This is a genomic window from Devosia nitrariae (assembly GCF_030160115.1).
Classification (GTDB): domain Bacteria; phylum Pseudomonadota; class Alphaproteobacteria; order Rhizobiales; family Devosiaceae; genus Devosia; species Devosia nitrariae.
Map to the genome: position 1 here is coordinate 157,424 of NZ_BSNS01000022.1, position 18,592 is coordinate 176,015.

Below are 18,592 nucleotides of genomic sequence, written 5' to 3' on the forward strand. Positions count from 1 at the left end.
GCCTCGACAGACGTGCCGGCTAGCTCGTTCGCCCCCCATTCCAATCAGGAATACCTCACCGCATGGCCCGCTCCGCGCTTCTCCACATCATGGTCCAGGCCGCCTTCAAGGCGGGTAAGTCGCTGACGCGCGATTTCGGCGAGGTGGAGAACCTGCAGGTCTCGCGCAAGGGTCCGGCCGACTTTGTCTCTGCCGCCGATCGGCGTGCCGAGGAGATCGTTTTCGAGGCACTGAGGAAGGCCCGCCCGACCTATGCTTTCCTGATGGAGGAAGGCGGTGAGGTCGTGGGCACCGACGGCCAGCACCGCTGGATCGTCGACCCGCTCGACGGCACCACCAATTTCCTCCATTCGATCCCGCTGTTTGCCGTGGCCATCGCCTTGCAGCGGGGTGATGAAATTGTCGCCTCCGTCATCTACAACCCAATCCTCGAGGAACTCTATACCGCAGAGAAGGGCGGCGGGGCGTGGCTCTCCGACCGCAAGCGCCTGCGCGTTTCCGGCCGCCGGCACCTGGCCGATTGCGTCGCCGTGACCGGTATCAAGACGCAGGGGACGGCCAACGACACCCTCTCGCTCCGCCAGGTCGCCGCAGTCAACCCGGCCGTCGCCGGCATGCGCCGCTCGGGTTCCATTTCCGTCGACATGGCCTGGCTGGCCTCCGGCCGCTACGACGTGCTCTGGGAAGCCGGCCTTGCCCCCTGGGACGTGGCCCCCGGCCTGTTGATGGTCCGCGAAGCCGGCGGGTTCGTCACCGACTATTCGGGCGGGGCCGGCTCGATCTGGAACGGCGAGGTGGTGGCCGGCAACGAGACCACGCAGGCCGCGCTGATGAAGGTGCTGAAGACGGTCAAATAGAGCGGCTCGAAAGCGCGACAATAGCCTGAAGCTCCCGTTCCGACTCCGTCAGAACGGCAGGGCCCATCGCTCCGGCCCCGTCGAATACCGTCTGCAACCATTGCCGGACCCCTGGATCGCTCGGTCTTTCTTTGAAACCGCTGCCCGTGCCCCGACATCAGGTCGAGAACAAACAGCACGACATGGAAGCGGAAGACCGGTTTGTCCGCATGGTCCTGTCATCGGCTCCTCGTCACCTCTTACCCGTTCACGTTTCGCGTTACCGACTTGGAACACCACGCGCTATCGTGTTGTTAGTCTTTGTCATTGTCAGGCCACGTTGGTCTGACTAGTGTCAAACCACAGTTCCAGATGATTTGCAGGGCCGGGGGGCGAAGGTTCACCAGACGATGACGCAAGGATACGACCCTTATCGCCTCGGCAGCCCGACCGTCTATCTAATCAAGATGCTGATCTTTCTGGTGCTGGCGGCCCTCGTCGGCGCGATTCTCTATTCGACCCTCGTTACCTTCTTCTGGGCCAACCCGTTCATCAACTCGATGATCATCTTCACCCTGGCGGTGGGCATATTCCTCTCCTTCCGGCAGGTCGTGCGGCTGTTCCCCGAAGTCAAATGGGTCAACTCCCTGCAGGAAGGCGGGCTGCCGGGCGGACGTCCCCCGGTATTGTTGGCGCCCGTTGCAGGACTTTTACGCGAGCGGATCGGGGAGGCGGTGATCACGCCCTCGGCCATGCGCTCCATTCTCGATTCGGTTGGCAACCGGCTCGACGAGGCCAAGGATACCTCCCGCTACCTCACCGGTCTTCTGGTGTTCCTGGGCCTGCTCGGCACCTTCTACGGCCTTCTGGAAACCGTGACGTCGGTGGCCGGCGTCATCAACGCCCTCGACGTTACCGCCGGCGACACCACCACGCTCTTTACCAATCTCAAGGAAGGACTGACCGCTCCGCTCGGCGGCATGGGCACGGCCTTCTCGTCTTCGCTTTTCGGCCTTTCCGGCTCCCTGATCCTTGGCTTCCTCGATCTGCAGACGAGCCAGGCGCAGAATGCCTTCTATACCGACCTCGAGGACTGGATGACCTCGATGACCGAGCTCGACCATCCGGTGACCGCCATGCAGGCGACCGGGCTCGGCGTCTCGGGCAGCGAGATGCAGGCGATGCTCGAGCGGCTGGGCACCACCATGCAGTCGACCAGTTCCTCGCAGAACGCCATCCGCGCCATGGCCGAGCTTGCCCGCGGCATAGACGGCCTGGTCAAGCACATCCGCACCGAACAGGACGATTTGCGGCGCCACATCCTTGAACAGGGCGAGACCAACCGCAAGCTACGCGACCTCATCGAGGCCATGCTCGCCGAGGGCGAGGACGAGCGGCGGAACTGACCCATGGCAACCTTGGCACGCGCACGGCGCAGGGAATCGAGCAACTACTGGCCGGGGTTTGTCGATGCCCTGTCGAGCCTCCTGCTCGTCATCATCTTCATGCTGAGCCTCTTCATGCTCACCCAGTTCTTCCTCGGCCAGGAGATCCAGGGTCGCGACACCGCGCTGCAGCGCCTCAACAGCCAGATCGCCGAGCTGACCGAACTCTTGCAATTGGAGCGCGCCAACTCGAACGATCTCGAATCGACTATCTCCATGCTGACCGCAACTCTTGCCGGTGCCGAGGCCGAGCGCGACCGGTTGGCCGGACAGCTTTCCGGGGTGGGCACCGGGCTCGATGACAAGGACGCGCAGATCGCCTCGCTCCAGGAGGACCTTGCGGGTGCGCAGGAACTTTCGGACGAAGCCAATGCCGCCGTCGCCCTCCTCAACCAGCAGCTCGCGGCACTGCGCAGCCAGATCAGCGCGCTGGAGGCTGCCCTCGAAGCCTCCGAAGCCCGCGACACCGAGAACCGCACGCAGATCGCCGATCTCGGTCGGCGCCTCAACGTGGCGCTCGCCCAGCGGGTCCAGGATCTGACGCGCTACCGCTCCGACTTCTTCGGGCGTCTGCGCGAGATTCTCGAGGGACGCGCGGACGTGCGCGTCGTCGGTGACCGCTTCGTCTTCCAGTCGGAAGTGCTCTTTGCGCCGGGCGAAGCATCGATCTCGCCGCAGGGCCTGCCGGACCTCGATGCCCTGGCGCAGGCAATCCTGCAGCTCGAAGACGAGATACCCGACGACATCAACTGGGTGTTGCGCATCGACGGCCATACCGACCGGCGTCCGATCTCCAACATCCAGTTCCCCTCCAACTGGGAACTTTCGGCCGCCCGCGCCATCTCGGTCGCCAAATACCTCGTCGACCAGGGCGTGCCGCCGGCCCGGCTCGTCGCCGCCGGTTTCGGCGAATTCGCCCCGCTTGATCCGGCCAACACCGAAGAAGCCTATCGCCGCAACCGCCGCATCGAGTTCAAGCTGACCGAGGGGTAAGGCCGCCGCTTGAAAACGAATTGCATCGCGCCTTAATGGGCCAGGGCCTTTTGCTTGAGCTGTTCGAACTCGTCGTCGGTGATGGCGCCTTCTTTCAGGAGCGTCTTGGCGCGTACGAGCTGGTCAGCCGGAGACGTCGCGGCAGCTTGCCTGATATAGGCCTCGGCTTCCGATTTGAGCCGGCGTTCTTCGGCCAGATCCCGCTCCGCCATACCCTGCCCACGGACCACCAGATAAACCAGCGCCGTCAGTAGCGGCAGTACGAAAAGGGCAATCAACCAGATGGCCTTGGCGAACCCGCCGATCGACGCGTCGCGGAAGAGGTCGACGACGATCCTGAAGAGCACCGTGAGATAAGCAAGCAGGAAAAAGCTCAACAGGATTAGCCAGATGATTTCCCAGAACATCGAAGACATGTTCACCTCCTATGCTTTGGTCCCGGCTGCCTTCCGGCCGGGCCACGCCAACAGAGCCAATGCCGTTCCCTCGCCGATGAGCTCGATGCCGACCAGCAGGCCCACCAGCCAGTTGGCCGGGTCCGGCAGGCTGCCGACCAGAACCAGGGACAGCAGGATGCCGAGCACGCCGCTCCCCATGACCCACTGCCACCCCGGGAAGGGTCGTATGCTGAGGCCGAAAGTCAGCCGCGAGACGCCCTGCAGCATGAGGAAAACAACGGCGAGCAGGATGATGGTCTGCCGCGCCTGCTGCGGGTCGCGTAGCAGAAGGAAGCCGATGAGGAGGGTGATGAGCGCGGAGATGAGCTGGAATCCGGCATGCGGAAGCGACCGCATGCCGAGCAGGATGGCCGCCTGCAGTGCGGCGATGACGATGAGCAGCCAACCCAGCGGGACGGCGAGGCCACTGGAGGTCGCGAACGAATAGATGATGGCGAGGAGCCCGACGACGCCGAGCAGCACTCCTTCGCCCGCGTAGAGCAGTGCGAAGCGTTTGACATTGTCCTGCAGGGCCTGGCGGTAGATTTCGGACGCGGCGTTGAGGGAAACGGCCATGGGGTGATCCTTTCGCTGGACTGTGGCCTGTTCAGAACTCCACCGGGTCGCGGATGATCGGACAGGTCATGCCACCTCCGCGTCCGCGGCCAGCTCGGCGCCCGAGATGGTGATCACCTCGATGCCCGCCTTGCGCAGCAGCGTATTGGTGTAGGTGTTGCGGTCGTAGGCGAAGATCGCACCGGATTCGACGCAGACGAGGTTCGCCCCGCTGTCCCCGCTTGGCAACGTCCCCCCACAGCACGTCATCGAACAGGAGCGCACCGCAGATGCCCGCCCCGACCATGGACCCGACGACCATGGCGGTCAGAGCATGGCGTGAGAATTCGTCTCCTCCGGCGTCCAACGACACCTCCGCAACCAAAGCAAAACCGACCGGCTCGCAAAGAGCCGGTAGCAACCTGATCGCGGTCGGCCGGGTTGCCGAAGGCTTGTTGTGCGGTCTACCGCAGCACCTCAGCCAAAGGGGGATTGGCGAAGGTAAAGACCTATCAAAACTGAAAAATGATACACCTGACTAGAGACGGGTGCAAACAGTATATTCTATCAACTGGGCGTTTGATTCAAAATATACTCTTGGAGATGAATACAGAACTCGCTGAAAACACCTCTCAGTCTAAGGCACGGTTCCGGGATCGAGGCTCATTCAAGCTGCGTGAGGCAGATGGGTAATGCCACATCGCGTTCACGACAATGACAGGCGAGCCTGCCTATTCGGCGGCCTCGGGCAAACGGAACTGCAAGCGAGCGAGCTCGGCATAGCGTCCGCCCTTGGCCACCAGTTCGTCATGTGTGCCCTGGTCGATGAGACGCCCGCCATCGAGGACGAGGATGGAGTCGGCATCGCGGATGGTGGCGAGCCGGTGGGCGATGACCAGGGTCGTACGGCCGGCGCGCAGGTGTTCGAGCGCCGTCTGCACCGCCTTTTCGCTCTGCGCGTCGAGCGCGCTGGTCGCTTCATCCAGCAGCAGGATCGGCGCATTCTTGAGGATGGCGCGGGCGATGGCGAGCCGCTGCTTCTGGCCGCCCGAGAGCATCACCCCGCGCTCGCCGACAACGGTGTCGTAGCCGCCCGGCAACTCGGAGACGAAATCGTCGACGAGTGCGGCCTTGGCTGCTTCCATTACTTCGGCTTCGCTGGCCTCGGGCTTGCCGAAGCGGATGTTCTCGGCAATCGTGCCGGCAAAGATCGTGGGCTCCTGCTCGACATAGGCCATGCGGGCGCGTAGCGCCTTCGGGTCGACCTCGCGCACGTCCATCCCGTCGACCGTCACCGCGCCGCTCGTAACGTCGTAAAAACGCTGCAGCAGCGCCAGCACCGTCGACTTGCCCGCGCCCGACGGGCCGACGAGCGCCACCGTCTGCCCCGCACTGACCGAAAAAACGAGGTCATGCAGGACCGGCCCTTCCGCATCGGAACCGTAGCTGAACCCGACATGCTCGAAGGCGAGCGTGCCGAGCGGCGGCTGCGGCAGGGGCTTGGGATTGGCGGGGACGCGGATGTTGGGTTGCGTCTCGAGAATCTCGATCAGCCGCTCGGTGGCGCCGGCGACGGTGTTCAGCATGCCCATGACTTCTGAGACGTTGGTCAGCGCCCCGGAGGCCATCAATGCATAGACGAGGAACTGCGCAAGCTGGCCGGCCGTCACCGAACCGTCGAAGACCGAGCGCGCACCCCACCAGACCATGAGGACAACCGAGGACGTGCCGAGGAAGATGACCAGCGCAATGAGCGCCGCCCGCGCGAAAAGGCGCTTGACCTCGGCATCATAGCTGGCCTGGCTGCGCTGCCCATAGATGTGCTGCTGCTCATCCTCCTGGGTGAAGGACTTGACCGTGCGGTTGGCGCCCAGCATTTCGGTGGCCATGGCCGAAAGCTCGGCGAGCGCGTCCTGCGTACGCCGCGACATGCGGCGCAGCCGCCGCGCATAGGCAATGATAGGCAAGAGGATTGCCGGACCCGCTACGACCACGGCAAGGGTCAGCATCGGGCTCGTCAGGAACATCATGATCAACGCGCCGATGATGGTCACCAGAGAGCGAAGCGCCAGCGATGCACTCGAACCCACAGCCGAACGGATGACGGTCACGTCGCCGTTGAGCCGGGAGGTGAGCTCCCCGATCCGGTGCGTGTCGAAGAAGCGCGTGTCGAGCGAGAGCAGGTGCGAGAACACCGCTTGGCGCAGATCTGCCACCACCCGCTCGCCGATGACCGAGATGAAATAGAAGCGCGCGCCGCTCGCAGCCGCCATCACCACGCCGATCGCAACGATTGCCCAACCGTAGCGCGCTACGTTCTCGAGATTCTGTTCGAGGAAGCCGTCATCGATGACCCCACCGAGCATGGCAGGGATGGAGAGCGAGGCGATCGCCGATATCAGAAGGAACGCGACCGTCAGCGCCAGGCGCAGCGGGTAGCGCAGGACGAACGGCAGGAGGCGCCTTAGCGGCCCGACCCTGCTCATCTGCGCCTCGGCGCCGTCGACGGCCTTCTCGGCCGAACTGGAAACCTTGCCGGCCTCGTCTGTCATGCTGCCTGCGTGCGGTTGAACTTGACGCCTCTAAACTTGGCGCCTCTAAATAGGCTCCCCTGCCCCGGCCCGCAACAGGCTTGCCTGCGACCTATTGGGGCGGGAGCTTGACCCTTGCGATTTCGCCGCGCTTTCTGTAAGAAGCGCGCCACGATATTCCATTCAGCTCACCGGGCGCTGCGGCGCCCGTTTGATTTGAGGCAGAGCCCCATGAAGACCGACATCCACCCGGACTACCACACCATCAACGTGGTGATGACCGACGGCACCACCTACCAGACCCGTTCGACCTACGGCAAGGAAGGTGACACGCTCCAGCTCGACATCGATCCCAACACCCATCCCGCCTGGACCGGCGGCACCGGCCAGCTCATGGACCGTGGCGGGCGCGTTTCGCGCTTCAAGGAGCGCTTCAAGGGCCTCGGCATCTGAGCCCGAGCCCTTACGGAATTCCACAAAGGCCCGGCCATCGCGCCGGGCTTTTGCTTTTTCGCCCTTCAACTGCGGCCCTTTTCGAACGAGGGCAGCTCGGGATCGATGCTCGCCCAGGAAACCCGGGAGCGCGTCCAGCTCTGCCGGGCCGGGCGCACCGCGGAAGGATCGTCGAGACTTCCGGCCTTCAGGAACCGGACCTCAGGATGCAGGGGCGGAACCGTGAACAGCGGTGAACCGCATTCCGGACAGAAGAAGCGGGTCACCGCCCGGCCGCTGTCGCCGGACTTCGTATAGCCCTTGGGCTCGCCCCTGACGATCTCGAAGCCCGCGGCATCGACCGGCACGCTGACGCCGAAGGCGCTGCCCGAAATGCGCCGGCAATCCTCGCAATGGCAATAGTTGGCGTCGCGCACCTCCCCCTCATAACGGTAGCGCACGCCGCCACAGAGACACCCGCCCGTCAGCACCTGATACATGGTCCGCTCCTCACTTCCGCAATAATCCCTCGGCCTCAATCCGATGATGGTATGATCGTCGCCGGATCTCCATCCACGGCAGCGGCGAGCTTAGGCGGCAGTACGTCGAGCAGGTAACCCAGCGACAGCGGCGTCTGCCAGCTCATCGCCGCGTAGGCGAGCCCGTCGCCATCGTCGAGCCAGACCGATCGTCCTTCCTTGGCAATATCGAGCAACTGATAAAGCCCCATGGCTTCGATGGCCGGTTGCACGCTGCTCTGCGTATCCTCGATCGGCCAGATCACGACGTCCATGTCCAGGAGATGGATGTTTTCGGGACTGATTTCGATCCGGTTGTCCGCCTCGGCGAGGTATCGAGCTCGGGTGGGAGCACAAGACCAGTGTCGGCCAGGAACTTGCTGGCCAGATCATCGCTTCCCCAGGCGATGAAGACACCATCTCGATAATAGATGTTGGTGCCCGTCTTACCTTGCAGCTCCGGGTATTCGGCTCGCACGGCGGCATAGCGCTCAGCCAACGCCTCGATGATTGCCTGCGACTTTTCCGTGGTGCCGGATGTCGCCTCGTCAATGATGGTCAGCTCCGCCTGCCAGGGCGCACCCCAGTGCTCGTAGCCAGCCGGGGTGACGACGACCGGTGCGATCTTGGAGAGCAACTCGTAGCTTGCTTCGTCCATGGTGACATAGATCGCGATGATGAGGTCGGGTTGCTGGGCTGCAACCCACTCGAAATTGATGCCCGATCCGTACATCACCTCCGGTTCGGCGCCCAGTTCCTCGCGCGCCTCATCCGCCCACGGCCAGGTGGCATAGGGACGCTCACCCCACCATTCCTTCACGCCGATTGGCGCGACACCCAAGGCATAGAGAAAATCCTGCTCATGCATCCCGACCGACACGACCCGGACAGGCTCCTCCTCGATAGTGGTGGTGCCATAAACGTGCTCGACGGTTACCGGAAAGTTCTGCGCGGCTGCCGGCGCCGCCGTGAGCAGCAGCATCATGGCGGCGAAAGCGATCTTGCGATTCATGTTCTCTCCCTCCAGTCCGATCAGACAGGAAGGTTAGATAAATTATGATCTATAAAGTCAAGTTAGAGCGGGACGCGAAAACGCCTGTCCTGGGCTTGATTCGGGATGGGTACCGGTGTTTCGCAAAGATCTCGCGACGACGAAAAGCGCCAACTCTCAATCCGGCCGGCCGAACGCTGCTTTCAACCGATTGAGTTGGTCGGCAATGGAATTGGCCGTGCCCGGATCGAGCTCGGGCATGCTGCCGCGCTCGAGCCGGTCGAACTGCAGCACCCGCTCGAAGAGCCTGTCGCCGCGCGCGATATAGTCGAGAAGCATTGCCGGCAGGTGCTCGTATCCCGGCCCGCCGCGTTGCGACGGGGTGGCAGAGAACTTGACCTTTTCCTTTTCGACCCGCGCGTTCTCGGGCGTGATCTCGCCCTCGTTGACGGCGCGCTGCAGCAGCAGCCAGGAGGCGAGCTGCATCAGCCGGGTCGTCAGGCGCATGGATTCACTGGCATAGAGGAACGAGGTTTCGCGCGCCAGCAGGCGACTGTCGGCGCGCCCGTCGCCATCAAGATAGGAGGCGACCTGTTCGATCAGAGCCATGCCCTCGCGGTAGAGCGCATCGAACCCTCCCGCGGCCACGATCCTCGGACCCAGCGCCACCGCCGGTTTGCTTTCGCCTGCTTCCGCCAAGAGAACCCCGTCCTGCCTGCCTACCCGGACGCCGCGAGCCTATGTGCATTCGCTTTGCGCGTCACCCCCTGAGCCGCACGACGCTCAAGAGAGGTTTAACCGCTGAGCGTGACCCTTGCAGAATGCGAGAGGCTTACGGCTGGCGCAAAAGAAAAGAGCCGTCGAAACGGCTCTCGGAAGTTAACAGGGAGGCGTCAAACAGAGGGAGAAACCGCTCTGAAATCCAGAAAAGCTCTGAATAACGGAAGGTTACCGCGAAGGTCTTAATTGTGCGTTAACGGGACTCTCTTTCTTAACCCTGCCGCTTGAGGGCTTGTGAACCAGCTCGCGAGTCCGGGTCCCGCCGATGAACTGTCGATGAACCTGCCGTTCCGGCGGGGTTGGGGTTGGCCGTGCTTTCCTGCGCCCAGTCGATGATCGACGTAACGCAGGAGAAAGACATGAAAGCATCCATCATCACCGTTGCCGGCATCCTGGCGCTTAGCGCCGCGCTGGCTTTGCCGGCCGCCGCCGCAATCCACAAATTCGGCGAGGTTCCTGCCGGAAGCCACCAGTTCGTCCACCCGCTCGACGAGACAGGCTTCAACCCGCAGCCCGAACCTCCCGTCAACCTGCAGCTCGAGACCCGGGAGCACGTCGCCATCGGCCTGCTGTTGCCCGCGGTACAGAAGGTACGCTGCTCCTGCTGAGGCAATTCTGACAGCCGGTCCTCCTGGACCGGCTGTCAGAACTTGAAGATCGAATCGGCCTGCGAGCGCGTCTTGCCCTTTTCCTCGATGGCCGCCCTGAGACGCGCTATTTCGTGCTCGAGCAAGACAATCCTCGCCGTCAGCTCCTCGACCGACAGGGTATCGAGCGGCATGCCCACCTCATGGGCCGTCGGTTTTTTCGCATCCTCGTCCTCGAACATCTCCGGCCTCCTTGCAGGCACCTCGCCCTAAAACGCCACCAGCAAACCCGCAATATTACGCCGGCCGTCTTGCCGGGCAAGCGCCGACGCGTGACACTCGGTCCATGACGATTCCGAGACACATGACAGCCATCGCCATTGCCTCCCCGGGCGGCCCGGAAGCGCTGACCCCGGTGAGCACCGACGTCCCCGCCTTCGGCGACACGGACGTGCTGATCCGCGTTGCCGCCGCCGGCATCAACGGCCCCGACCTCGCTCAGCGCCGCGGCGCCTATCCGCCCCCGCCCGGCTTCTCGCCACTCCCGGGCCTGGAGGTAGCCGGCGAGATCGCGGCCCTGGGCGCAAAGGTTCCGGGCCTTGCCGTCGGCGATCAGGTGATGGCGCTCACCAATGGCGGCGGTTATGCCGAATATGCCGCCGTACCCCACGGACAGGTGCTGCCCCTGCCGACCTTCTGGTCCATGGAAGAAGCGGCGGCGCTCCCCGAGACCTGGTTTACCGTGACCCAGACTCTCGTCATGCGCGCCGGGCTTTCGAAGGGCATGAGCGTTCTCGTCCATGGCGGGGCTGGCGGGATCGGCGGCGCGGCGATCGCCATTTCCGCAGCGCTCGGGGCAAAACCCATCGCCATCGTCTCCTCGGCGCACAAAGCCGATTATGCCCGCGCCATGGGGGCGGCCGAAACCATTGACCGCACGCGGGAGGATTTCGTCGAGCGCACGCTCGCCCTCACCGGTGGCAAGGGTGCCGACCGCATCGTCGACGTCGTCGGCGGAGAGGTGGCGGCGCAGAACGTCGCGGCCTCCGCCCGCGGCGGCCATATCGTGCAGATCTCGACCCTTGCCGGCGGCACGGCCTCCATTCCACTGCGCGAGATGATGAGCAAAGACCTCACCCTTTCCGGCTCGCTCCTGCGCCCGCAGTCTTCGCAGACGAAGGCGGTCATCGCGGAGCGCATCCATGCCGAGCTTTTCGTCCACCTGGAGCGCCGCGACTTCCCCCGGCCGCGCCTGACGGTCTTTTCGTTCGAGGACGCGCCCGCCGCCCATCGGGCCATGGAAACGTCCGAACATTTCGGCAAAATCGTGCTGCTGACCGACTGGGGGCGCCGGCGGTCGATCTGAGCGAGATCCGGCCGACAATTCCGTTGCGGATCAACCCGCCAATCCCTATATTGTCGGTAATTCCCCTCAATTTAAGACAAGAGGCGGAGCGAGCCGGAGGAAGACCGGCCGCGCCTGCAGGAGAGTTTTACCAATGGCCACACAATTGCTGATGCCCAAGGCCACCGCCGTCTGGCTCGTCGACAACACCGCTTTGTCGTTCGAGCAGATCGCGGCGTTCTGCACACTGCACCCGCTAGAGGTGCAGGGGATCGCCGACGGAGACGTCGCCGCCGGCATCATGGGTGTCAATCCCATCCAGAACGGACAGCTGACGCGCGAGGAGATCGAGAAGGCAGAGGCCGATCCGAACTATCGCATGAAGGTTTCCGACCCCAAGGTGCGCGTAGCCGCCGCCAAGCGCAAGGGCCCGCGCTATACCCCGATCTCGCGCCGCAACGAGCGGCCCAACGCCATCAAATGGCTGGTGCGCAACCATCCCGAGTTGAAGGATGCGCAGATCATGCGCCTTGTCGGCACCACTAAGTCGACGATCGAGGCGGTGCGCGAGAACACCCACTGGAACGCCGCCAACCTCACTCCCATGGATCCGGTCACACTGGGTCTGTGCAGCCAGATCGACCTCGACCTCGAGGTCAAGCGCGCCTCCAAGGGCGCCGTTGCGACCGAAGAGCTCACCGAGGGCACGATGCTGCTGACCGCCGAGGAGGCACTGGCGCGAGCCGGCGGCCGTTCGAGCGAGGAAGCCGAGGGAGACGAGCGCGGGGACGAGCACCGCCGCGCGCCCGAGGCAGCCGAGGCGTTCGATGCCGATTCGGTCTTCTCCAAGCTCAAGTCGCTCAAGTCCGACAGCGACGAGTAACGAGCAACGCGGCGGTTGGAGCGGGATGCGAAAGAGCGGACCGGTTTCTAGCAACAAAAGAGCGCGCGATTGGATTCCATCAAATCACATCGCGCTCTAGGGTGTGTTGAGATTCAGGTCAGGCCGAGGCGAAAATGGCCGTTTTCGAGAACCGGAGCGCAGCGTACCTTGGGGTACGTGAGCACCGGAAGCGCAGAAGACGGGCATTTGCAGACCGGCATCACCTGAAGATTAACGCGCCCTAGCGGGAGGACGACTTGGAAAGCAACCTCCTGCTGGCCATCTTCGTGGTGCTGGCGGCGAGCATCGCCCTCGTGCCGCTCGCCAAATGGGCCGGCTTTGGCACGGTGCTCGGTTATCTTGCCGTCGGCGTGCTGATCGGCCCATTCGGCCTCGGCCTCGTCGCCGACGGTGAGACCACATTGCAGGTTGCCGAGTTCGGCGTCGTCATGATGCTGTTCCTCATCGGCCTCGAGCTGCAGCCGCGCGAGCTCTGGCGAATGCGCCACAGGCTCATCGGCCTCGGCGTCACCCAGGTGGTCGTTACCACCGCGACGCTCGCCGCGCTCCTTACCCTTTTCGGCTATGCCTGGCAGGTCGGGATCATCATCGGTCTCGCGCTCGCGCTTTCCTCGACCGCCATTGCCATGCAAACGGTCGATCAGCGCAACATCATGTCGACCGATACCGGCCGCACCAGCCTTGCCGTCCTGCTGCTGCAGGACGTTGCCGTCATCCCCATACTCGCCGCCATCCCCATTCTTGCCAGCCTCGTCAACCTGGAGCCGGCCGCCATCGGCGAGGAATTGGCCGAGGCCGCCAGCGCCGTCGAGGATCCGGCCGACTGGTTTACACCCATCGTCATCATTGGTGCGTTCGTTGCCGCCTTTGTCGCCAGCCGCTTTCTCGTGCGCCCGCTCTTGAGCCTCGTGGCCAGGAGCGGCGTGCGCGAAGCCTTCACGGCCCTCGCCCTGGCGCTTGTCATCGGTGCAGCGCTCCTGACCCAGCTCGCCGGCCTCTCGCCGGCGCTTGGCGCCTTTATCGGTGGCGTGCTGCTTGCCGACAGCGAGTACCGCCACGAACTCGAGAGCATATTGGAACCCTTCAAGGGCCTGCTGCTCGGCCTCTTCTTCATCTCGGTGGGGATTTCCATCTCCTTCGACGTGCTGGCGCAAGAACCGGTGCGCATCCTGGCACTGGTCGTCGGGCTGGTGGCGGTCAAGATCCTCGTTCTCTATCTCCTCATGAGCATCGCGCGCCTTCACCTTGCTGACCGGCTGCTGGTGGCGCTGCTCCTGAGTCAGGCCGGTGAGTTCGCCTTCGTCGTGCTGCAGTTCGCCATGACCGCCGGTGCCATGGCCGAGCCCGACTACCAGCTGCTGACGGTCGTGGTGGCGCTCTCGATGTCGGTGACCCCGCTCCTGCTCTTCGCCTTCGATCGCCTGGTCGCGCCGCTCGTCGACCTGCGCGCCAATCCCCTGCCCGCCGAACCCATCGATAGGCGCCAGTCGATCGTGGTTCTCGGCTACGGCCGCTTCGGCCAGATCGTCACCCGAATGCTGCGCGCGCAAGGCTTCGAGATGACCCTGATCGATGACGATCCGGCCCAGATCGAGCTGATGAAGCGTTTCGGCATCAAGGTTTTCTATGGCGACGGGTCGCGTCTCGACCTGCTGCATGCCGCCGGCGTCGGGGAAGCGAGGCTGGTCGTCATCGCGGTCGCCGGCGGCCACCGTATCGTCTCCATCGCCCAGATGCTGAGGAAGCATTTCCCGCACGTCCAGATCGCCGCCCGCGCAACCGATCGCGAACACGCCCACGCCCTGATGGAATTGAAGGTCGAAGCCCTTGAGCGCGAGACGTTCCTCTCGGCCATCAGCCTGGGGACGCAGGCCCTGGAGCTACTCGGCTACCCGCCCGGCCATGCCAGGCGCTTGGCTGACGCCTTCGAACGCCACGACCGCCAGCTTCTCACTGAATCCTTCGAGGTCCGCGACGATGCCGAAGCTTATGTCGGCCTTTTCCGCCGCAAATCCGTGGAGCTCCTCGACGAGGTGATGAAGGCCGGCGATCCGCCGGTTGACAAGGACGCGTCCGAGAGGTCCGAATAGCACCATTCCCAAGGGCCGCCGCTCCTGCGCCGACCTCTCCCACCCAGCGAAAGGTCCCGTTTGCGCGGGAATGATCCAGTGAAAGACCACATTCCTGCCGCACGAGGGAGCTCGGTGCGTTGACTGCGGTGTTCGACCCTTTCTTCGTGACGATCGCCGTGTCGACGGTGCTGCTCGTCGGCCTGTCAAAGGCCGGGCTCCTGGGCAGCCTCGGCATGGTGGGCGTGCCGCTTCTGACCTTCATCATGCCCGCGCGCGACGCCGCCGGCATGATGCTGCCAGTGCTTTTGGCCATGGACGCCATCGCCGTCTGGAGCTACCGGCGTGACGTCGATTGGCACATCCTCAAGATCATGCTGCCAGGGGCCATGGTCGGCACGCTGATCGGCTGGGGACTCTGGGCCGTCGTCAGCGACGCCATGGTGCTGCTGTTTGTCGGCATCATCACCCTTCTCTTCATCCTCGACGCCATCCTGCCGCTGAGGAAACGCCTGGAAGGTCTGCCGCCCTCGAGGCCCTGGGGCCGGTTCTGGGGCACGTTCGCCGGCTTTACCAGCTTCGTCAGCCACACCGGCGCGCCGCCCTTCCAGATCTACGTCCTGCCCCAGCGCCTGCCGCCCGCTGTCTTTGCCGGCACGGCAGCCTGGTTCTTCGCCATCGTCAACACCTCCAAGCTCATCCCTTACTATTTCCTCGGGCAGCTCAACCCGGCCAACCTGACGCTTTCGGCCATGCTGGCGCCGGTGGGCGTCGTCGGGGTGCTTGCGGGCGTCTATCTGGTGCGTCGCATCTCTGCCAAATACTTCTACCGTATCGCCTATTGGCTGGTGTTCCTTCTGGCCTTGAAGCTCGTCTGGGACGGTGTGACCGGCCTCTTGGGTTGAGTTGCGGCCAACAAAAAAGGCCGCGGTGATGTCCGTGGCCTTCCTGATTCCTCGTGATGAGTGGCTTTTGTCGTCAGTGTGCTACGGAACCCTTCGCTTTGGTCAGCTCGTCCTTGACCACCAATTTCTTGCGCTTCAACGCCGTGATCCGCATGTCGTCATAGGTGGAGCGCTGCATCTCGGTCTGGATCTCACGATCCAGCTCCTGATGACGCCGCTCGAGAGCGGCGATGTGGCCTTCAGTCGTCATGACAACTCCTTTCAGCGTGTGGACGACCGATCGTCACAAATATTTCAAGCATTGTCGACCGCCTTGTGCCCAGAGTTGAAAATCGGGTGCAAAACCCGGGCTGATCGGTTAACCAGAACGGGTACGCTGCGGGGTGGGACCGGACGCGCGATGCTGCCGTTGACCAAGGAACAAGAGGCCGCACTGGGGCTGGAACTGGCTGCCAAGCGCCAGGAGCACGCCGATTTGAATGCGGCGATCGAGATGCTCACCGAATCACATGTACCCGACCGCATGCTCATCCAGCGCCTGAAGAAGCGCAAACTGATGCTCAAGGACCGCATCGTGCAGCTCGAGAACATCCTCCTGCCCGATATCATCGCCTGATCGTCAGGCGAACCTTACGCGCTCCATCTGCGGCTCCGAATCGCGAGCTTCCCCTGGGCGCGTCCATTTGACGCGTCCGCGCCCAGCGTCGGCAGACAGGCTTGCAACTGACGCGACATGGGAAGATAACTGCATACCGACCGTCGGTCTGTCGCGCGCAGCTTGTGGAGATTTCCGATGAACCGTATCGTCAAGCCCGCCGAGATCCGCCGCGAGGAGATTCTCGAATGCGCGTTACGTCTCTTCAGCCAGCAGGGGTACGACGCGACCTCGGTCAACCAGATCATCGCCGCGCTAGGGCTTTCCAAAGGCGCGTTCTACCACCATTTCGCCGCCAAGCAGGATCTGATCGAGGCCCTGGCCGTGCGCTTTGCCGACGATGCGGCCCGCATGGCAAGCCCGGTGCTCGAGGACGAGAGCCTCGACGCCTTCTCACGCCTGTCGAAGTTCCTGGCCAGCATGCGCCAGAGCAAGGTCAGCGCTGCCTTTGAGGTGCGCAACACCTTCGAGCCGCTGTTCCGCCCTGAGAACATGGCTCTCTTCGATCGGGTGCAGCAGGCGCTTTTCGGCGTCGTTCGGCCGATCCTGACCCGCATCATCGCCGACGGGGTTGCCGAGCGCACCTTCGACACCCGCCATCCCGACCTTGCCGCCGAGACCATCCTGCACGTCATGGGTTCGGTGCGCAAAGTCGTGACCGATCTCTATGCGGCGCGCAACGATGCCGACCTCGACGCGGCCGCCGCCGAACTTGTCCTGCGCTACGACTATATGGGCACGGTGGTCGATCGCATTCTCGGCCTGCCCGAAGGCAGCATCGTCCTGACCGATTGCGACACTATTCGTGTGATGATGGAGGCCTGGCGGCGCGAGAAGAGCGCCGCCTGAGCCCGCACCCCGCCGGGCTTGATGCCTGTGCACCTTTCGGCTAGAGCATGATCACGAAAAGTCGCAGACTTTTCGAACAAGTTCATGCGGCGAAACAGACATTTGGGGCGCGGGTTCTGATTCGAGCGGAACGCCGAGCTCCAGGGCGCATTTGCCGCCGGAGGGGCCGTGGCCGATGCATAACCCGCCGCCTGTCGCCATCGTCATGGGCAGCCAGTCCGACTGGCCGACCATGCGGCATGCCGCCGACATTCTCGACACCTTGAAGGTCGAATACGAGGCGCGCATCGTTTCAGCTCACCGCACGCCCGCGCGCCTCGTCGCGTTCGCCGGCACTGCCCGCGACGAGGGCTTCAAGGTGATCATCGCCGGCGCCGGTGGCGCAGCGCACCTGCCCGGCATGATCGCCGCGATGACGCCGCTGCCGGTCTTCGGTGTGCCGGTTGAATCGCGCGCGCTTTCGGGTCAGGACAGCCTTCTGTCGATCGTGCAAATGCCGGGCGGTATCCCGGTCGGCACTCTTGCCATCGGCAAGCCCGGTGCCATCAACGCAGCGCTCCTTGCCGCCGCCGTCCTTGCACTGTCCGACGAAGACCTCGCCGAGCGGCTCGACGCCTTCCGGCGCGCCCAGACCGATGCCGTGCCGCAATTTCCCGCAGACGACGAGTAGCGTGTTGACCGCCAGTTCTCCCCTGCCCCAGGGTTCGACCATCGGCATTCTCGGCGGCGGCCAGCTCGGCCGCATGCTGGCCCTGGCCGCCGCGCGGCTGGGCATGAAGACCCATATCTTCTGCCCGGATCAGCAAAGCCCCGCCTTCGACGTCACTCCGTTCAAGACCGTCGCCGCCTATGACGACGAGGCGGCGCTTGCAGCCTTCGCCGAGGCGGTCGATGTCGTCACCTACGAGTTCGAGAACGTACCGGCCGCGACCGCCGAATTCCTTGCACAACGCAAGCCCCTGCGTCCGGGGGCGAACGCGCTCGCCATCTCGCAGGACCGGCTCGCCGAAAAGCAGTTCCTTTCGGCGCGCAACATCGCCGTCGCGCCGTGGCGCGCCGTCCATGAGCCTGCCGCGCTCGATACGGCCATCGCCGAACTCGGACTGCCGGCCGTCCTCAAGACCACGCGGCTTGGCTACGACGGCAAAGGCCAGCGTATCCTGCGCACACCCGACGACGCCGAAGCGGCCTTTGCCGCCCTCGCACCCAAGCCCCTGGTGCTGGAGGCCTTCGTGCCGTTCGACAAGGAGATCTCCGTCGTCGTCGCCCGCGACGTTTCCGGGACCGTCAAAAGTTTCGAGGCCGCCGAGAACGTCCATCGCGACCATATCCTCAAGACCAGCACCGTGCCCGCCGGCATACCTGCCGCGCTCGAGCGCCATGCGGCAATGGTCGCCAAGGCGATCGTCATTGCCCTCGACTACGTCGGGGTTCTGGGCGTCGAGTTCTTCGTCGTTTCCCGCGACGGACGCCCGAGCCTCCTCGTCAACGAAATCGCCCCGCGCGTGCACAATTCCGGCCACTGGACGGAAGCCGTGTGCATCACTGATCAGTTCGAGCAGCACATCCGCGCCGTCGCCGGCTGGCCGCTGGGCGAGCCGGCGCGGCTAGCCGACGTGGTGATGGAGAACCTCATCGGCGAGGAGATATCGGGCGTTCCCGGAGCCTTTGACGGCAACGCGCGGCCGCACGTCTACGGTAAGGCCGAGGCCCGAGCCGGCCGCAAGATGGGCCACGTCAACCACATCCGACGCGACTGA

Annotated in this window: 23 protein-coding genes and 1 pseudogene; 14 read left to right on the forward strand and 10 right to left on the reverse strand. The window is 64.0% G+C overall.

Annotated features, from left to right (window positions below; genetic code table 11):
- Positions 1-62 precede the first annotated feature (62 nt).
- The 3 genes from QQK18_RS20435 to QQK18_RS20445 all read left to right on the forward strand — a co-directional run bounded on the left by QQK18_RS20435 (position 63) and on the right by QQK18_RS20445 (position 3,274).
- A complete protein-coding gene (locus QQK18_RS20435; protein WP_284342229.1) occupies positions 63-857 on the forward strand; it encodes an inositol monophosphatase family protein in 795 nt (264 codons plus the stop codon).
- A 389-nt stretch (positions 858-1,246) separates the two neighbouring features.
- Positions 1,247-2,242, forward strand: coding sequence for a flagellar motor protein MotA (locus QQK18_RS20440; RefSeq protein WP_284342230.1), 996 nt, complete (start codon positions 1,247-1,249; stop codon positions 2,240-2,242).
- Between the two features lie 3 nt (positions 2,243-2,245).
- Entirely contained in the window at positions 2,246-3,274 is a 1,029-nt protein-coding gene (locus tag QQK18_RS20445) for a peptidoglycan -binding protein (RefSeq protein WP_284342231.1), read from the forward strand.
- A 32-nt stretch (positions 3,275-3,306) separates the two neighbouring features.
- On the opposite strand, the gene QQK18_RS20450 is transcribed toward QQK18_RS20445, so the two are convergent.
- The 3 genes and pseudogenes from QQK18_RS20450 to QQK18_RS20460 form a co-directional block, all read right to left on the reverse strand.
- Positions 3,307-3,690, reverse strand: a complete 384-nt coding sequence (locus QQK18_RS20450; RefSeq protein WP_284342232.1) for an SHOCT domain-containing protein — start codon at positions 3,688-3,690, stop codon at positions 3,307-3,309.
- Positions 3,691-3,699: 9 nt separating this feature from the next.
- Positions 3,700-4,287, reverse strand: coding sequence for an HdeD family acid-resistance protein (locus QQK18_RS20455; protein ID WP_284342233.1), 588 nt, complete (start codon positions 4,285-4,287; stop codon positions 3,700-3,702).
- 31 nt (positions 4,288-4,318) lie between these two features.
- Positions 4,319-4,503 (reverse strand): annotated as a pseudogene (locus QQK18_RS20460) (arginine deiminase family protein); the annotation flags it as partial.
- 53 nt (positions 4,504-4,556) lie between these two features.
- Between QQK18_RS20460 and QQK18_RS20465 the strand changes: the two are divergent.
- The gene (locus tag QQK18_RS20465; RefSeq protein WP_284342234.1) at positions 4,557-4,808 is read left to right on the forward strand and encodes a hypothetical protein; all 252 of its coding nucleotides are present in this window, start codon (positions 4,557-4,559) and stop codon (positions 4,806-4,808) included.
- 189 nt (positions 4,809-4,997) lie between these two features.
- On the opposite strand, the gene QQK18_RS20470 is transcribed toward QQK18_RS20465, so the two are convergent.
- Positions 4,998-6,818, reverse strand: a complete 1,821-nt coding sequence (locus QQK18_RS20470; protein ID WP_284342235.1) for an ABC transporter ATP-binding protein — start codon at positions 6,816-6,818, stop codon at positions 4,998-5,000.
- 210 nt (positions 6,819-7,028) lie between these two features.
- Here QQK18_RS20470 and rpmE point away from each other — a divergent pair, with 210 nt between their 5' ends.
- Positions 7,029-7,250 (forward strand): 50S ribosomal protein L31, encoded by a 222-nt coding sequence (gene rpmE / locus QQK18_RS20475; protein ID WP_046110649.1) that lies wholly within the window; start codon positions 7,029-7,031, stop codon positions 7,248-7,250.
- A gap of 65 nt (positions 7,251-7,315) precedes the next feature.
- On the opposite strand, the gene QQK18_RS20480 is transcribed toward rpmE, so the two are convergent.
- The 4 genes from QQK18_RS20480 to rcdA form a co-directional block, all read right to left on the reverse strand.
- Entirely contained in the window at positions 7,316-7,729 is a 414-nt protein-coding gene (locus QQK18_RS20480; RefSeq protein ID WP_284342236.1) for a GFA family protein, read from the reverse strand.
- A gap of 35 nt (positions 7,730-7,764) precedes the next feature.
- The gene (locus QQK18_RS20485) at positions 7,765-8,013 is read right to left on the reverse strand and encodes a hypothetical protein (RefSeq protein WP_284342237.1); all 249 of its coding nucleotides are present in this window, start codon (positions 8,011-8,013) and stop codon (positions 7,765-7,767) included.
- Complete coding sequence (locus QQK18_RS20490) at positions 8,010-8,759, reverse strand: ABC transporter substrate-binding protein (protein WP_284342238.1); 750 nt, start codon at positions 8,757-8,759, stop codon at positions 8,010-8,012. The genes QQK18_RS20485 and QQK18_RS20490 overlap by 4 nt, the downstream gene beginning before the upstream one ends.
- 156 nt (positions 8,760-8,915) lie before the next feature.
- Positions 8,916-9,437: a protease adaptor protein RcdA gene (gene rcdA, locus QQK18_RS20495; RefSeq protein WP_284342239.1), complete on the reverse strand. Its 522-nt coding sequence runs from the start codon at positions 9,435-9,437 to the stop codon at positions 8,916-8,918.
- 440 nt (positions 9,438-9,877) lie between these two features.
- On the opposite strand from rcdA, the gene QQK18_RS20500 reads away from it, so the two are divergent.
- On the forward strand, positions 9,878-10,126 hold the full coding sequence (locus QQK18_RS20500; protein WP_284342240.1) for a hypothetical protein: 249 nt from the start codon (positions 9,878-9,880) through the stop codon (positions 10,124-10,126).
- Between the two features lie 35 nt (positions 10,127-10,161).
- Here QQK18_RS20500 and QQK18_RS20505 read toward each other — a convergent pair whose 3' ends face one another.
- On the reverse strand, positions 10,162-10,347 hold the full coding sequence (locus QQK18_RS20505; RefSeq protein WP_284342241.1) for a DUF1192 domain-containing protein: 186 nt from the start codon (positions 10,345-10,347) through the stop codon (positions 10,162-10,164).
- A gap of 104 nt (positions 10,348-10,451) precedes the next feature.
- Here QQK18_RS20505 and QQK18_RS20510 point away from each other — a divergent pair, with 104 nt between their 5' ends.
- The 4 genes from QQK18_RS20510 to QQK18_RS20525 all read left to right on the forward strand — a co-directional run bounded on the left by QQK18_RS20510 (position 10,452) and on the right by QQK18_RS20525 (position 15,328).
- Positions 10,452-11,471, forward strand: a complete 1,020-nt coding sequence (locus QQK18_RS20510) for an NAD(P)H-quinone oxidoreductase (protein ID WP_284342242.1) — start codon at positions 10,452-10,454, stop codon at positions 11,469-11,471.
- A gap of 133 nt (positions 11,472-11,604) precedes the next feature.
- Positions 11,605-12,333 (forward strand): DUF1013 domain-containing protein, encoded by a 729-nt coding sequence (locus tag QQK18_RS20515; protein ID WP_284342243.1) that lies wholly within the window; start codon positions 11,605-11,607, stop codon positions 12,331-12,333.
- 257 nt (positions 12,334-12,590) lie between these two features.
- Positions 12,591-14,444, forward strand: coding sequence for a monovalent cation:proton antiporter-2 (CPA2) family protein (locus QQK18_RS20520; RefSeq protein WP_284342244.1), 1,854 nt, complete (start codon positions 12,591-12,593; stop codon positions 14,442-14,444).
- Positions 14,445-14,572: 128 nt separating this feature from the next.
- Positions 14,573-15,328 carry a sulfite exporter TauE/SafE family protein gene (locus tag QQK18_RS20525; RefSeq protein ID WP_284342527.1) on the forward strand — a complete coding sequence of 252 codons (756 nt, stop codon included), beginning with the start codon at positions 14,573-14,575 and terminating at the stop codon, positions 15,326-15,328.
- A gap of 73 nt (positions 15,329-15,401) precedes the next feature.
- Here QQK18_RS20525 and QQK18_RS20530 read toward each other — a convergent pair whose 3' ends face one another.
- Entirely contained in the window at positions 15,402-15,578 is a 177-nt protein-coding gene (locus tag QQK18_RS20530) for a YdcH family protein (protein WP_284342245.1), read from the reverse strand.
- Between the two features lie 159 nt (positions 15,579-15,737).
- On the opposite strand from QQK18_RS20530, the gene QQK18_RS20535 reads away from it, so the two are divergent.
- The 4 genes from QQK18_RS20535 to QQK18_RS20550 all read left to right on the forward strand — a co-directional run bounded on the left by QQK18_RS20535 (position 15,738) and on the right by QQK18_RS20550 (position 18,592).
- The gene (locus QQK18_RS20535; protein ID WP_284342528.1) at positions 15,738-15,944 is read left to right on the forward strand and encodes a YdcH family protein; all 207 of its coding nucleotides are present in this window, start codon (positions 15,738-15,740) and stop codon (positions 15,942-15,944) included.
- A 177-nt stretch (positions 15,945-16,121) separates the two neighbouring features.
- Entirely contained in the window at positions 16,122-16,832 is a 711-nt protein-coding gene (locus tag QQK18_RS20540; protein ID WP_284342246.1) for a TetR/AcrR family transcriptional regulator, read from the forward strand.
- A gap of 175 nt (positions 16,833-17,007) precedes the next feature.
- A complete protein-coding gene (gene purE / locus QQK18_RS20545; RefSeq protein WP_284342247.1) occupies positions 17,008-17,502 on the forward strand; it encodes a 5-(carboxyamino)imidazole ribonucleotide mutase in 495 nt (164 codons plus the stop codon).
- Between the two features lie 4 nt (positions 17,503-17,506).
- A complete protein-coding gene (locus QQK18_RS20550; RefSeq protein ID WP_284342248.1) occupies positions 17,507-18,592 on the forward strand; it encodes a 5-(carboxyamino)imidazole ribonucleotide synthase in 1,086 nt (361 codons plus the stop codon).